Origin of the sequence: Streptomyces sp. NPDC058221, from assembly GCF_042882365.1 — a bacterium.
In the GTDB taxonomy this organism is placed as follows: Bacteria; Actinomycetota; Actinomycetes; order Streptomycetales; family Streptomycetaceae; genus Streptomyces.
This window is the reverse complement of record NZ_JBHVWF010000009.1, coordinates 71,429-84,921: the sequence shown is the minus strand read 5'-3', so window position 1 is coordinate 84,921 and position 13,493 is coordinate 71,429. Positions and strand designations below refer to the sequence as shown.

The window sequence follows — 13,493 nt, the reverse complement described above, 5'->3', positions numbered from 1 at the left end:
CCTCTTGGGTTCTGTTCGGGTCAGGTCGTGCGGGTGGTGCGGGCCGGGCGCCCGGTCAGGTGGTCCGGCGGGGCCGGGGCCTGGCGCGTTGCGGCGGGTGGGTGAGGCGCTTCTCCAGCATGTCGGCCGCCTTGCGCAGCGCGTCGAGACGGTTCTCCGGCGCCCCTTCGAACCGTTCCTCGGCGCCGCCCAGGCTGAGGCTGCCGTACGGCTCACGCCCGAGGAAGACCGGTACGGCAACGGTCGCGACGCCGGTGTCGTACTCACCCACCGTCCAGGCGTACCCCTGGGCGCGCACCTTCAGCAACTCCCGCTCCAGCAGGTCGGGATCGGTCACGGTCCGGTCGGTGAACCGGGCCATCGGGCGGCCCCGGAAGAGCCGGTGGCGCTGCTCGTCCGGCAGATAGGCGTAGAAGGACTTGGCTGTCGCCCCGGCGTGCGCCGGGTAGAGCTCACCGACCAGCGGGTAGTAGCGCAGCGGTCCGGTCTCGCCCTCCTCGGCCGCCACGCACCGCATGTGGAAGCTGTCCGGCAGGCAGAACAGCACGGTGTCGCCGGTGGTCCTGCGCAGCTCCTCCAGGACAGGTCCGGCGAGCAGCTCCAGCGATCCGGAACGCTCCCAGAGCCTGCCCAGGCGCAGCACGGCCGGACCGATGCGGTAGCGGCGGGTGGCCGGGTCCGAGACCAGGAAGCCGCGGCCCGCGAGGGTGGCGAGCAGCCGCTGGGCCACCGAGGTGTCCCAGCCGAACTCCTCGGCGACCTCGGTGACGCCCCAGTCGGGCCTGGTCCGCTCGAACGCGAGCAGCACGAGGAGCGCCCGGTCGACGGTCTGCAGGGCCCCGGTGGGGGTGCGCCGGTCCAGATCGAAGTCCGTCATCGTGATCTCACCATTCAGACCTGAGTTGCAGATAGCGGGAAACAGTTGCGTACAACGCTATCCGATCCCGAATCTGCTCTCAGCACCCCGTCCGGCGCCCCACTCCCTGCCGGGCGCCGGACGGGTGTGATGGATGCACGAGAAAGGCCCCCCATGCTGAAGTACGTACTGGACATCGTCGACCTCCTCGACGACCCGCAGGCCAACGGGAAGACGGTCGTCGAGTACCTCGACTCCGTGGCTGGGGCCGAGGGCTCGTCCGCGGAGGTCACCACGGTCGCCGGCGAGCGGGGTTCGACGGACTTCGTGATGGTCCGCATCCCCGGCTCCCGGGGACGCATGGCCGGGGGCGGCGCCCGCACCCTCGGCGTGGTCGGCCGGCTCGGCGGCATCGGCGCCCGGCCCGGGGTGACCGGACTGGTCTCCGACGCCGACGGTGCGGTCTCGGCCGTCGCCACCGCCGCGAAGCTGCTCGACATGCGCCGCCGCGGCGACGTACTGCCCGGTGATGTCATCGTCGCCACCCACATCTGCCCGGACGCGCCGACCGAGCCGCACGACCCGGTGCCGTTCATGGGCTCTCCCGTGGACATCGCCACCATGAACCGCCACGAGGTGACCGGCGAGATGGAGGCCGTGCTCTCCATCGACACCACCAAGGGCAACCGCATCATCAACCACAAGGGCCTGGCCCTGTCGCCCACCGTCAGGGAGGGCTGGGTGCTCCGGGTCAGCGAGCAGCTCGGCGAGCTGCTGGCCGTGGTGACCGGTGAGCCGTTGGTCACGTACCCCGTGACCACCCAGGACATCACGCCGTACGGTAATGGTGCACACCACATCAATTCGATCCTCCAGCCCTCCACCGCCACGGCCGCTCCCGTGGTCGGCCTGGCGGTCACCTCGGCCGCAGCGGTGCCGGGCTGCCAGACGGGCGCGAGCCACGAGAGCGACATCGCCTCCGCCGCCCGCTACGCCGTGGAGGTCGCCAAGGCCTTCGGCGCGGGCCACCTGGACTTCCACGACGCGGTGGAGTTCGACAACCTCGTCAACCGCTACGGGTCGCTGGCTCACCTGCAGACCTTCGGCCGTACACCCCAGGAGTCCTGATGGCAGCCTCCCCGCAGGCCGACGCCGTGGCCCCCGAGGCCAGAAGCATCGGCAGTGACGACTACTCGCTCTCGCGCGTGCCGCGCGACAGGCGGTTCGGCTTCTGGTCCATGCTGCTCCAGTGGCTGGCCCAGTCCGGCTCGATCTCGCAGTTCACGCTGGGCGCCACCATCGGCGTGGGAATGACCTTCGGCAACGCCTTCCTCGCCTTCACGCTCGGTGCGGTGATCCTGGAGGTCGTGATCTTCGCGATCGGCCTGGCCGGTATGCGCGAGGGGCTCGCGACCCCGATGCTGACCCGCTGGGTGGGCTTCGGCCGCAACGGCTCCGCGCTGGTCAGCTTCGTGATCGCGGTCAGCCTGGTCGGCTGGTTCGGCGTCCAGAACACGATCTTCGGCAACAGCGTCTCGGCACTCGTCGGCGGGCCGTCCTGGATGTGGTGCGTGCTCGCGGGCATCGCCATCACCGCCCTGGTGATCTTCGGCTTCAAGTACATGGCCAACTTCGCGAAGATCGTCACCCCGCTCTTCTTCGCGATGGTCGCCTTCTCCGTCATCCGCACCCTGAACGACCACTCGTTCAGCGACCTGATCCACTCGCCGCCGCCGGGCGACACGATCCCCCTCGCAGTCGCCGCCACCGCCATCGCGGGCGGCTACATGACGGGCGCGATCGTCTCCCCCGAGATGACCCGCTACAACCGCAGGGGCTCGCACGTCTTCCTGCAGAGCGCCTCGTCGATGATCCTGTCCGAGTACATCGTCGGCCTCACCGGCGTACTGCTCGGCCACCTGGTCAAGAGCAACGAGGTCTCGCACATCGTGCTCTCCACCTCGGGCGCCTTCGGCGTGATCGTGGTCCTGATGTCCACGGCGAAGATCAACGACTGGAACCTGTACGGCTCCTCGCTCGGCGTCGTCAACTTCTTCCAGGTCGTCTTCGGCAAGCGCGTCCACCGCGGCGTGGTCACGATCGTCCTCGGTATCGCGGGCACCCTCCTGTCCGCGGTCGGGATCATGACCCACTTCACCGAGTTCCTCACGATCCTCGGTGTCGCGATCCCGCCGATCGGCGGCATCATCGTGGCCGAGTACTGGGTCGTGAAGAAGATGCGCAAGCCGCTGGACGACACCCGGGAGTCCGAGACCCTGCCGGCGTCCTCGCCGACCTGGGTGCCGATGTCCATCGCCATCTGGATCGTGGCCTTCTGCGTCGGCAAGTTCTACGACGGCGGCATCCCGGCCCTGAACTCCCTGGCCACCGCCTTCGTCCTGTACTGCGTCCTCGGCCTGCTGGGCTGGGTGAAGCCGTACGGCACCTCCGCACTCGACGACGAGAGCAACGGGGACGGCACAGCCCCCGACGCCCGCACCACCACCTCTGTGGGAGCAGCATGAGCACCCCCGACACCACCGCCTCCCTGGTCCCGGCCTCCGAGGAGGCCCAGGCAGAAGTCATCGGCCTCTGCGCCGAGCTGATCAGGTTCGACACCTCCAACCCCACCAGCGACGAGCGGGCGAGCGCCGACTGGGTGGTGGGCCGCCTCGCCGAGGCGGGCATCGCATCGGAGCTGATCGAGTCCGCCCCGGGCCGGGCCAGCGTCATCGCCCGGATCGCGGGCCGCGACCCGGAGCGCGGCGCACTGCTGGTCCACGGACATCTGGACGTGGTGCCCGCCGACGCCTCCGAGTGGCAGGTGCCGCCGTTCTCCGGCGAGATCCGCGACGGCTATCTGTGGGGCCGCGGCGCGATCGACATGAAGGACACGGTGGCCGTCATGCTGGCCACCGCCCGGCACTTCGCCCGCACCGGCACGAAGCCCTCCCGCGATCTGGTCCTGGCCTTCCTCGCCGACGAGGAGGCGGGCGGCAAATTCGGCGCCCACTGGCTGGTCGAGCACCGCCCGGAGCTGTTCACCGGGGTCACCGAGGCGATCGGCGAGGGCGGCGGGTTCTCCTTCGCCCTCGACGACACCCGGCGCCTCTACCCGATCGAGAACGCCCAGCGCGGCATGGCCTGGATGGAGCTCACCGCGACCGGCCGGGCCGGCCACGGCTCGTCGCCCAACGACGAGAACGCGGTCACCGACCTCGCCGAGTCGCTGACCCGGATCGGCCGCGAGACCTTCCCGATCCGGCTGATCGAGCCGGTCCGCGCCCTGCTCGTAGAGGCCGCCCGCCTCTACGGGGTGGAGTTCGACGAGAACGACATCGACGGCAGCCTCGCCAGGCTGGGTCCGGTCGCCGACTTCATGCAGGTGGTGCTCCGCAACTCCGCGAACCCCACCATGTTCAACGCCGGTTACCAGACCAACGTCATCCCCGGAAAGGCCACCGCCCGCGTCGACGGACGCTTCCTGCCCGGCCACGAGCAGGAGCTGATCGACACGATCGACAGGCTGCTGCTCCCCTCGGTCAGCCGCGAGTGGGTCAACCACGACATCGCGATGGAGACCGCCTTCGACGGCCCGCTCGTCGACGCCATGTGCGACGCGGTACGCGCCGAGGACCCGGACGGCCACCCCGTGCCGTACTGCAACCCCGGCGGTACGGACGCCAAGGCCTTCACCCACCTGGGCATCCGCTGCTTCGGCTTCAAGGGCCTGAAGCTGCCGCACGACCTGGACTACGGGCGCCTCTTCCACGGCGTGGACGAGCGCGTCCCGCTGGAGGGCCTGCGCTTCGGCGTCCGCGTCATGACCCGACTCTGGCAGAGCTGCTGACCGCCGCGTCACAGCTGTGCCGGGGCCCCGCCCCGACCCGGGCTCACCCCTCCGTACGCCCCCGCCGACACCTTCGGCGGGGGCGTACGGCACGATGGCGCCGTCGAACCGCCGTCGCCGTACCGCCCGTCCCACCAGGAGGAACCCGTGGCCGCCGAGCCCAAGCCGGAGATTCTTGCCGCGTTCCAGGCAGCCAAGGGCTTCATGCCGGTGGTGGAGGGGCTGGCGCTGTACGCGGCCGCCTCCGAGGCCGCCGCGCTCGGACTGCCGCTGCTGGAGGTGGGCACCTACTGCGGGCGCTCCACCGTCCTGCTCGCCGACGCCGCACGTACCGCGGGGGTGACAGCCCTCACCGTCGACCACCACCGGGGCAGCGAGGAGCAGCAGCCCGGCTGGGAGTACCACGATCGAGACGTGGTGGACCCCGAGGTCGGCCGGATGGACACCCTGCCCACCTTCCGCCGGACGCTGCACGCGGCCGGTCTGGAGGAGCACGTGGTGGCGCTCGTGGGACGTTCCCCGCAGGTCGCGGCCGTCTGGGGCGGGCGGCTCGGGCTGGTCTTCATCGACGGCGGCCACACCGACGAGCACGCGGGCGGCGACTACGAGGGCTGGGCCCCGCACGTCGCCGATGGCGGGCTGCTGGTGATCCACGACGTGTTCCCGGACCCGGCGCACGGCGGCCAGGCCCCGTACCGCATCTACCTGCGGGCGCTGGCCTCCGGGGCGTTCACCGAGATCTCGGTGACGGACTCGCTGCGCGTCCTGCGGCGTACCGGGCCGGGGATCTGAGGGCCCCTCTCCCCCAGGGGAGAGCCCAAGGCCTCCGGACGCCGGCCGGGCCCCCGGTAGCATCGCCGGGTGCGTGACGACGAGAGTGTTCCCCCCACCCCGCGCCGCCCGGCCCTGTTCGCCGCCGCGACGCTGACCGTGATGTGCCTGGGCGCCGCCGGCTGCGGCAGCGGCACCGACACCGCCCAGGCGCGGCCCGGCCCGGACTCCGGCACGGCCGCGCCGTCGGCCTCCGCCCCGGCCTCGTCGGCGGACCCGGCCTCGCCGTCGCCGGTGCGCGGCAGTTCGGCCTCCCCGAAGCGGCCGGGCTCCCCCTCGGCATCCGCGCCGGACACCTCGTCCGGGCCGCTGGCGGGGAAGACGGTCGTCATCGACCCCGGGCACAACCCGAGCAATCACCTGCACACCGCCGAGATCGCCCGGCAGGTGGACATCGGGACCACGCACAAGGAGTGCGACACCACCGGCACCTCCACCAACGCCGGTTACGCGGAGGCCGAGTTCACCCTCGACGTGTCGCACCGGATGCGCACGCTCCTGCGGGCGCAGGGCGCGAAGGTGGTGCTGACGCACGACAACGACCGGCCGTTCGGGCCGTGTGTCGACGAACGGGCCCGGATCGGCAACAAGGCGAAGGCCGACGCGGTCGTCTCCGTCCACGCGGACGGATCGGCCGTCGGCAACCGGGGATTCCATGTGATTCTTCCCGCATCGGTGCGGGGCGGGGGCGCGGACACCTCGAAGATCGTCGACCCGTCGCGCGATCTCGGTACGCGTATCGCCGGACTCTTCGTACGCACTACCGGAAGTGCGCCTTCCAATTACATCGGCGGCAATACCGGTCTGGACACCCGCAAGGATCTGGGCGGACTCAATTTGTCGACCGTGCCCAAAGTCTTCATCGAATGCGGCAATATGCGTGATCCGAAGGATGCGGCCCTGCTCACCAGCGCGGGCTGGCGCCAGAAGGCGGCGCAGGGCATCGCCGACGGCATCAGCAGCTACTTGAACGGGTAGTACGGCATCGGCCGTGATGGTGGTTCTGCGATGAATTCGGGAGGATGCCCGCCCAACGTCCGGACGGGGGACACAACCCGCCCGGGCAGACGATAGATTCATCCGTACGATGGGGAGCCGCCCCCGAGCTTCGCGCCGTGCCCGCCCGTAACCGGTGGCAGCGACGACCGCCCCGAAGAGACGACCGACTAAGGACCTTCACGTGAATATCCGCTCCCTCACTCGAGGCGATGGCGTGGTGATCGGAGCAGCGGTCGTGCTGTTCATCGCCTCTTTCCTCGACTACTTCTCCTATGGAAGCTCCAGCATTGACGCGTCGAACTCCTGGGATTCACTGGGCACCGCGTTCGGCGTCTACGTGGTCGGGGTGGCAGGCGCGGCACTGATCGTGCTCTCCCGCTCGCAGCCCCAGCCGCGCAAGGTGCTCGGCCTCGACCTCGCCCAGTTCGGCGTGGCCGCCACGGTCATCACCGCGTGGCACTTCTTCTGGACGATCATCGACCTCGGCCAGATCGACGCGGGCGCCGGTCTGATCCTCGGCTTCATCGCCTCCCTGGTGCTGGCGGCCGCGGCGGTCGCCTCCCCGCTGGTTCCCGCGCTCAAGGCCCCGCTCACGGGCGCCCCGAAGCCGCAGGCCGTGCACCCGCCGTACGGCGGCCAGCCGCAGCCCGGCCAGGGTTACGGCTACCCGGGCGCCCAGCAGCCGTCCTACGGCGGTCAGCCGCAGGGCCAGGCTCCGTCGTACGGCGGTCAGCCGCAGCCCGGCCAGCCCGGTCCGCAGAGCCAGCCCGAGCCGCAGCAGGCCCAGGCCCCCGCCCAGCAGGCCGCCCCCGCCGGTGACTTCACCCCGTTCTGGTTCGCCGTTCCGGTGGCCCGTCCGCTGTACGGCGAGGATGGTTCGCCGGCCCCGATCGCCGAACTGGCTCCGGGCACCTGGTACCTCGCGGTCGAGCAGCGCGGTCCGGGCCTCATCGCCCAGACCCAGGACGGCCGTCGCGGTGTGCTCCAGGACACCACGGGCATCCAGCGCGGCTGATCACCCGGCGCACGCACAACCGACAGCGGCCCCCCGCCCCTTCCGGGCGAGGGGCCGCTGTCGTACCCTCCGACCAGATCTGATGCACAGTCAGAAATGCTGGGAGGCAGCGGAATGCGGCTCGGACTCGCTCTCGGATACTGGGGCCGCGGCCCGAACCCGGCCCATCTGGACCTCGCCCGCGCTGCGGAGGACCTGGGCTACACCTCGGTGTGGACGGCGGAGGCCTGGGGGTCGGACGCCTTCACCCCGCTGACCTGGATCGCCGCCCACACCTCGCGCATCCGGCTGGGCACCGCCATCGCGCAGATGGCGGCCCGCACCCCGACCGCCACCGCCATGCACGCCCTGACCCTCGACCATCTCTCCGGCGGCCGGATGATGCTCGGCCTCGGGCTCTCCGGACCGCAGGTCGTCGAGGGCTGGTACGGGCGGCCGTTCCCCCGCAGCCCGCTGACCGCGACCCGCGAGTACGTCGACGTGGTGCGCCAAGTGCTCCGCCGCGAAGCTCCTGTCGAGCTGGACGGCCGGTTCCACTCCCACCCGTACAACGGCCCGGACGCCACCGGGCTCGGCAAACCGCTGAAGCCGATCACGCATCCGCTGCGGTCCGGCCTGCCGGTGCTGCTCGGCGCGGAGGGGCCGAAGAACATCGCGCAGACCACCAGGATCGCGGACGGCTGGCTGCCGCTGTACTGGTCGCCGCTGCGCACCGATGTCTACGAGGCCTCGCTCACCGGGCTCCGCGAGGGGTTCATGATCGCGCCGATGGCACGGGCCCATGTCTGTGACGACGTCGCGGAGGGGCTGCTGCCGGTGAAGGCCATGCTCGGCTTCTACATCGGCGGCATGGGCGCAGCCGCCCGCAACTTCCACGCGGACCTGATGGCGCGGATGGGGTACGAGGAAGAGGCGCGGCGGATCCAGGACCTGTTCCTGGAGGGCCGGAAGCAGGAGGCGGTGCTGGCCGTACCGGACGCGTTCGCCGACGAGATCTCGCTGGTCGGACCGCGTGAACGGATCGCGGAACGGCTGGAGCTGTGGCGCAAGGGGCCGGTCACCGACCTGCTGGTGACGGCGCCGGACCCGCATACGCTGCGGGTGCTGGCGGAGCTCAACGGGTAGAACCGGCAGGAAGCCTTCCCTCGCGCGTCCAGGCCAGCAGCTCGTCCGCCGTCCACGTCGTCACCACGCGCTCCGCCGGGACATCGCACTCCTCGGCGCGGGCGCAGCCGTGGATCTGCCAGTCCAGCTGTCCCGGCGCGTGTGCGTCGGTGTCGACGGCGAACAGGGTGCCCGCCTCGACGGCCCGGCGCAGCAGCCGCCGGGGCGGGTCCAGCCGCTCGGGTCTGCTGTTGATCTCCACTGCCGTGCCCGTCTCCGCGCAGGCGGCGAAGACCTCGTCCGCGTCGAACTGCGACTCGGGCCGGCCCCTGCCGGTGATCAGCCGGCCGGTGCAGTGGCCGAGGATGTTCGCCTGCGGATGGCGGACGGCCGCGAGGAGGCGCCGGGTCATCGGTCCCGGGTCCATCCGCAGCTTGGAGTGGACGGACACCACCACCAGGTCAAGCTGCTCCAGCAGTTCGTCCTCCTGGTCGAGGGTGCCGTCGAGGTTGATGTCGCACTCGATGCCGGTCAGCAGCCGGAACGGCGCCCAGCGCTGGTTGAGTTCGGCCACCTCGGCCAGCTGCCGGCGCAGCCGCTCCGGCGAGAGGCCGTTGGCCACGGTCAGCCGGGGCGAGTGGTCGGTGAGCACCGCCCAGTCGTGGCCGAGCGATGCCGCTGTGCGGCCCATCTCCTCGATCGTGCTGCCGCCGTCCGACCAGTCGGAGTGGAGGTGACAGTCGCCGCGCAGCAGCGCGAGCAGCCGCTCGCCGCCCTCGGCGAGCGGCCCGCTCTCCTCGGCCTCGGTCTCCAGCCGTTCCAGATAGGCGGGGACCTCTCCGGCCACCGCCTCGCGGATGACCTGTGCGGTCCTGGGGCCGATGCCCTTGACCCGTTCCAGCGAGCCGTTCGTCACCCGTCGCACCGCCTCGCCGTCGGCCATCGCGGTGACGGTGCGGGCGGCCGTGCGGAAGGCCTGGACGCGGTAGGTGTCGGCCCTGCCGCGCTCCAGCAGGAAGGCGATCCGCTCCAGGGCCCTGACCGGGTCCATCGGCACCTCCTCGCCGGACGGGACGGGCTGCCGTTCCAGCTTGGCCCAGCAGCGCCCGCCCCGCACACCGGCCGTCAGCCGAAGGCGGACCGCGCCAGCCAGAAGTCCAGCAGCTCCGCGTCGCCCAGGACCTCGATCCGGTCGCTGTCCGGGGCCAGCCTGCGGTTGAAGACCAGCATCAGATCGGTCAGCGGCCCGCGCAGCGCCACCGTCGCCTTCTCGTGCGCGCGGCGCCAGGTGAAACCGTCCTCGCCGAACTCGATCAGCCATTCGGCGCCGGGTACGTCGGTGGCGTGCAGATGGATGGAGCGCCCGGGGCCGCGCAGTTCCGCGGCCTTCGGGTCGTATCCGGAGGCCGCGGAGAAGGCGACGATGTCCAGCCATTCGTCGATCGTGTCCGCGGCCAGTTCGGGCGCCATCTCGTAGGGCACCTTGGCGGCCAGGGCCGCGTCCGCCTGGTGGACGACCGTCTCGATCGCCATCCGCCGGGCCCAGAACCCGGCGGTGTGCTCCCAGGACCAGGACCAGACCGGCAGCTCGGGTCCCGCCTCGCGCAGCGCCCCGGCGGTCAGCTCCGCACCCTGCGCCAGCCAGGCGTCCAGCACGGCGGGGTCGTCACCGTCGGGGGTGGAGTGCGGCACCCGTTCCTCCGGGACCTCCTCGGTGGCGCGGGTGCGCACGATCTCGCCGACCCAGCGGTGGGCGCCGCCGACATGGACCGCGAGCTCGCGCAGGGTCCACTCCGGGCAGCTCGGCACGTTCGCGTCGAGGTCCGCGCCGCGCACCGCCGCCCTCAACGCCTCGGTCCTCGCGACGATTTCGTCGCAGTAACGCTCATGGGAAAGAAGGCTCATGCCCGCACCCTAAACGCTGCCCCGAGGCGTCCCCACGGGTTATCCGCCGAGCTGCGAAGCGGACGGCACCTTGTCCTTCACCTCGGCGCCCGCGCTCTTCCCCGCGCCCTTGATGCTGTTGATGACGCTCTCGAAGGCGCCGATGTCGCCCTCGCCCGCCTCTCCCTTGCGGAGCTTGGTGCCCAGGCCCTTGAGCGACTCGATGCCCGCGGTCAGCGGTGCGACGGCCTTCGAGAGCAGCGGGTCGCCCTTGGCGTTGGCCGAGGCGGCCTTGAGGCGGTTGTAGGCGAAGCCGCCCGCAAGTCCGGCCTTGACGAGGGCGAAGGTGCGCCCGTCGGCGCCCTTCTTGAACTTCCCGGCGCGGTACGGCTTGACGATCCACTGGTACGTGGCGCCCGCGGCCACCCCCGCGTTGGCGACGAACCGCGTCTTGGCGAACTTCTGCGCCTCGGCCGACGAGGTACCGGTCGGCGATGCGGAGCTGCTCGCACTGCTGCTGTCGTCGTCACTGCCGCACGCGGTGGCGCTCACCAGCACGGTGCAGGACAGCAGCAGCGCCACGAGCAGACGGCGAAGCGGTACGGAACTGGGCACGGCGGGCCTCCCTGACCGGAGCACATCACAACGGGGTGCCGGGGCCCGGCACTCCCCCGCAAGGCTTGCCCCGGCCCGCACGGCCCGCCACCCGGGTACGCCGTCCGGGTTTCACCCGGCGGAATGAGGCAACCCGGATGTCATGTCTCCCAGAACAGGCAACGGAAGCAACACCGCAGCACGTGTCATAGCCGTAGTGGCCGACATCATGGCCTTCATCATCGGCCTGTGGATTCTGATGTACCTGCTCGACGCGAACCGGGGCAACGACCTCGTCGAGTTCGTGCGGCACACCGCGAGGTGGCTGGCCGGCTGGTCGTACGACCTGTTCACCTTCGACGAGGCGTGGGCCAGGGTCGTCGCCGGTTACGGCCTCGCAGCCGTCGTGTACCTGTTCATCGGGCACGCCGTAGCCGGCCGTATCCGCCACTGAGGCGGACACGGCGGCAGGTCCGGCGTGCCGCGGCTCAGCCGCAGCAGTCCGGCTCCAGCCCCTTCGGCAGCCGTTCCCCGCTGAAGACCGCGGTGGTCGCCTCGTCCCCCCCGAGGGCGGCCACCGCCAGCAGCAGCGAACCGGCGGTCCAGGCCGTGCGCTCCTCCGGCCAGAACGCCCGATTGCCCTCGTAGACGTACCCCGTCCAGTACATCCCGTCCCCGGCCCTCAGGTGCTGGATCGACTGGAGGATCTCCAGGGCCCGGTCGGACTCGCCCATCACCCAGAGCGCCAGGGCGAGTTCGCAGCTCTCGCCGCCCGTCACCCACGGGTTGGGCAGCACACAGCGCACCCCGAGGTCCGGGACGACGAACCGGTCCCAGCCCTCCTCGATGCGCCGCGTGGCAGCCGCTCCGTCGAGCGCGCCGCCGAGGACCGGGTAGTACCAGTCCATCGAGTAGTGGCTCTTGTCCAGGAAGCGTTCCGGATGGCTGCGGATCGCATGGGCGAGCGCACCGGTGGCCAGCTCCCAGTCGGGCTGCGGCTCCTCGCGGCGTTCCGCGAGGGCGAGCGCGCAGCGCAGCGCCTGGTGGATGGAGGAGGAGCCGGTCAGCAGCGCGTCCTGGAGCCGGGTTCCGTCGGTCTCCTGTTTCCAGCCGATCTGTCCGCCGGGCTGCTGGAGCCTCAGGACGAACTCGACCGCGGCGAAGACGGTCGGCCACATCCGGTCGACGAAGGCGTCGTCGCCGGTGGCCAGGTAGTGGTGCCAGACGCCGACGGCCACGTACGCGCAGAAGTTGGTCTCCAGACCGCGGTCGGTCGGCCGCTGCGGGTCGCCGTCCTGGTACGCGGCGTACCAGGAGCCGTCCGCGTTCTGGTTACGGGCCAGCCAGTCGTACGCGCGTGCCGCGGCCTCGTGCTCGCCGGCGGCGTCCAGGGCCATGGCCGCCTCGGTGTGGTCCCACGGGTCGAGGTGGTGCCCGCGGAACCAGGGCAGGGCACCGTCCTCGCACTGCACGGCGAGCAGTGCGGCGACGGTCTCGGTCGCCTGCCCGGCGGTGAGTACCCCGGGCAGTACCAGGTGTTCGGTCCGCTCGGGAAGGGTCACGCCTCGGCCTTCGCGGAGTCGTCGGCCTTCGCGGAGGTGCCGGTGGCCGCGGCGGCGGGCAGGTGCGGCTTGGTCGCGTAGGCCACGAAGCTCTTGCCGACGACCGGGTTGAGCAGCTGCTCGGCGACCCGGGTGGCCATCGGCTTCTTCATGATGTCCCAGACCAGCAGCTTGTGGTACGCCCGCACCGGCAGCGCCTTCTCGTTGTCGACGCCGAAGGCGCACTTCAGCCACCAGTAGGGCGAGTGCAGCGCGTGCGCGTGGTGGGTGCCGTACGGCTTGAGGCCCGCGCCGCGCATCCGGCCGAGCAGCTCCTCGGCCTTGTAGATACGGATGTGGCCGCCCTCGACCTCGTGGTAGGCGTCGGAGAGCGTCCAGCAGACCTTCTCGGGGCCGTAGCGCGGCACGGTGACCGCGATCCGGCCGCCGGGCCTGAGTACCCGGACCATCTCGGCGAGCACGCCCTTGTCGTCGGGGATGTGCTCCATCACCTCGGAGATGATCACGACGTCGAAGGACTCGTCGGGGAACGGCAGGTTGAGTGCGTCGCCCTCCATCGCGGTGGCGGTGGCGCCCTCGGGGGCCTCCCCGGCCTCCTTCATCGCGGCGAACCACTTCGCGACCTCGCGGATCTCCTCGCCGTTCCGGTCGAGAGCCACCACCTGGGCGCCGCGCCGGTAGCACTCGAAGGCATGGCGGCCGGCGCCGCAGCCCAGGTCGAGCACTCGGTCGCCTGCGGCGAGCGGGAAGCGGGTGAAGTCCACGGTCAGCACGAATGCCTGCTTTCGCGGTCGGGGG

Annotated in this window: 14 protein-coding genes; 8 read left to right on the top strand and 6 right to left on the bottom strand. The window is 71.2% G+C overall.

Annotated elements, in window-relative coordinates; genetic code table 11:
* Positions 1–55: 55 nt before the first annotated feature.
* Complete coding sequence (locus ACFVW8_RS05415; protein WP_389686260.1) at positions 56–877, bottom strand: IclR family transcriptional regulator; 822 nt, start codon at positions 875–877, stop codon at positions 56–58.
* A 153-nt stretch (positions 878–1,030) separates the two neighbouring features.
* On the opposite strand from ACFVW8_RS05415, the gene ACFVW8_RS05410 reads away from it, so the two are divergent.
* The 7 genes from ACFVW8_RS05410 (at position 1,031) to ACFVW8_RS05380 (ending at position 8,676) form a co-directional block, all read left to right on the top strand.
* Positions 1,031–1,984, top strand: coding sequence for a DUF1177 domain-containing protein (locus ACFVW8_RS05410; protein WP_389686259.1), 954 nt, complete (start codon positions 1,031–1,033; stop codon positions 1,982–1,984).
* The gene (locus tag ACFVW8_RS05405; protein WP_389686258.1) at positions 1,984–3,381 is read left to right on the top strand and encodes a cytosine permease; all 1,398 of its coding nucleotides are present in this window, start codon (positions 1,984–1,986) and stop codon (positions 3,379–3,381) included. Before ACFVW8_RS05410 ends, ACFVW8_RS05405 begins: the two co-directional genes overlap by 1 nt.
* The gene (locus ACFVW8_RS05400; protein ID WP_389686257.1) at positions 3,378–4,706 is read left to right on the top strand and encodes a M20/M25/M40 family metallo-hydrolase; all 1,329 of its coding nucleotides are present in this window, start codon (positions 3,378–3,380) and stop codon (positions 4,704–4,706) included. The genes ACFVW8_RS05405 and ACFVW8_RS05400 overlap by 4 nt, the downstream gene beginning before the upstream one ends.
* A gap of 204 nt (positions 4,707–4,910) precedes the next feature.
* On the top strand, positions 4,911–5,498 hold the full coding sequence (locus ACFVW8_RS05395; protein WP_389686298.1) for a class I SAM-dependent methyltransferase: 588 nt from the start codon (positions 4,911–4,913) through the stop codon (positions 5,496–5,498).
* Between the two features lie 69 nt (positions 5,499–5,567).
* Positions 5,568–6,515, top strand: coding sequence for an N-acetylmuramoyl-L-alanine amidase (locus ACFVW8_RS05390; RefSeq protein ID WP_389686256.1), 948 nt, complete (start codon positions 5,568–5,570; stop codon positions 6,513–6,515).
* Between the two features lie 235 nt (positions 6,516–6,750).
* The gene (locus tag ACFVW8_RS05385; RefSeq protein ID WP_389686255.1) at positions 6,751–7,551 is read left to right on the top strand and encodes a hypothetical protein; all 801 of its coding nucleotides are present in this window, start codon (positions 6,751–6,753) and stop codon (positions 7,549–7,551) included.
* A gap of 114 nt (positions 7,552–7,665) precedes the next feature.
* Entirely contained in the window at positions 7,666–8,676 is a 1,011-nt protein-coding gene (locus tag ACFVW8_RS05380; protein WP_389686254.1) for an LLM class F420-dependent oxidoreductase, read from the top strand.
* On the opposite strand, the gene ACFVW8_RS05375 is transcribed toward ACFVW8_RS05380, so the two are convergent.
* The 3 genes from ACFVW8_RS05375 to ACFVW8_RS05365 all read right to left on the bottom strand — a co-directional run bounded on the left by ACFVW8_RS05375 (position 8,666) and on the right by ACFVW8_RS05365 (position 11,154).
* On the bottom strand, positions 8,666–9,706 hold the full coding sequence (locus tag ACFVW8_RS05375; protein WP_389686253.1) for a PHP domain-containing protein: 1,041 nt from the start codon (positions 9,704–9,706) through the stop codon (positions 8,666–8,668). The two genes, ACFVW8_RS05380 and ACFVW8_RS05375, sit on opposite strands and share 11 nt — an antisense overlap.
* A gap of 74 nt (positions 9,707–9,780) precedes the next feature.
* A complete protein-coding gene (locus tag ACFVW8_RS05370) occupies positions 9,781–10,560 on the bottom strand; it encodes a maleylpyruvate isomerase family mycothiol-dependent enzyme (protein WP_389686252.1) in 780 nt (259 codons plus the stop codon).
* A gap of 39 nt (positions 10,561–10,599) precedes the next feature.
* A complete protein-coding gene (locus ACFVW8_RS05365) occupies positions 10,600–11,154 on the bottom strand; it encodes a hypothetical protein (protein ID WP_389686251.1) in 555 nt (184 codons plus the stop codon).
* Positions 11,155–11,296: 142 nt separating this feature from the next.
* On the opposite strand from ACFVW8_RS05365, the gene ACFVW8_RS05360 reads away from it, so the two are divergent.
* Entirely contained in the window at positions 11,297–11,587 is a 291-nt protein-coding gene (locus ACFVW8_RS05360; protein ID WP_389686250.1) for a hypothetical protein, read from the top strand.
* A 34-nt stretch (positions 11,588–11,621) separates the two neighbouring features.
* Here the strand turns inward: ACFVW8_RS05360 and ACFVW8_RS05355 are convergent, their stop codons facing one another.
* Positions 11,622–12,695, bottom strand: a complete 1,074-nt coding sequence (locus ACFVW8_RS05355) for a prenyltransferase (protein WP_389686249.1) — start codon at positions 12,693–12,695, stop codon at positions 11,622–11,624.
* A complete protein-coding gene (locus tag ACFVW8_RS05350; RefSeq protein ID WP_389686248.1) occupies positions 12,692–13,468 on the bottom strand; it encodes a class I SAM-dependent methyltransferase in 777 nt (258 codons plus the stop codon). The genes ACFVW8_RS05355 and ACFVW8_RS05350 overlap by 4 nt, the downstream gene beginning before the upstream one ends.
* Positions 13,469–13,493: the final 25 nt, after the last annotated feature.

What these genes read in the sequence shown, in the direction of transcription:
- ACFVW8_RS05375 (WP_389686253.1), bottom strand. Translation starts at nt 9,706, where the DNA reads ATGGACCCGGTCAGGGCCCTGGAGCGGATCGCCTTCCTGCTGGAGCGC.
- ACFVW8_RS05415 (WP_389686260.1), bottom strand. Translation starts at nt 877, where the DNA reads ATGACGGACTTCGATCTGGACCGGCGCACCCCCACCGGGGCCCTGCAG.
- ACFVW8_RS05360 (WP_389686250.1), top strand. Translation starts at nt 11,297, where the DNA reads ATGTCTCCCAGAACAGGCAACGGAAGCAACACCGCAGCACGTGTCATA.
- ACFVW8_RS05380 (WP_389686254.1), top strand. Translation starts at nt 7,666, where the DNA reads ATGCGGCTCGGACTCGCTCTCGGATACTGGGGCCGCGGCCCGAACCCG.
- ACFVW8_RS05405 (WP_389686258.1), top strand. Translation starts at nt 1,984, where the DNA reads ATGGCAGCCTCCCCGCAGGCCGACGCCGTGGCCCCCGAGGCCAGAAGC.
- ACFVW8_RS05410 (WP_389686259.1), top strand. Translation starts at nt 1,031, where the DNA reads ATGCTGAAGTACGTACTGGACATCGTCGACCTCCTCGACGACCCGCAG.
- ACFVW8_RS05395 (WP_389686298.1), top strand. Translation starts at nt 4,911, where the DNA reads ATGCCGGTGGTGGAGGGGCTGGCGCTGTACGCGGCCGCCTCCGAGGCC.
- ACFVW8_RS05370 (WP_389686252.1), bottom strand. Translation starts at nt 10,560, where the DNA reads ATGAGCCTTCTTTCCCATGAGCGTTACTGCGACGAAATCGTCGCGAGG.
- ACFVW8_RS05400 (WP_389686257.1), top strand. Translation starts at nt 3,378, where the DNA reads ATGAGCACCCCCGACACCACCGCCTCCCTGGTCCCGGCCTCCGAGGAG.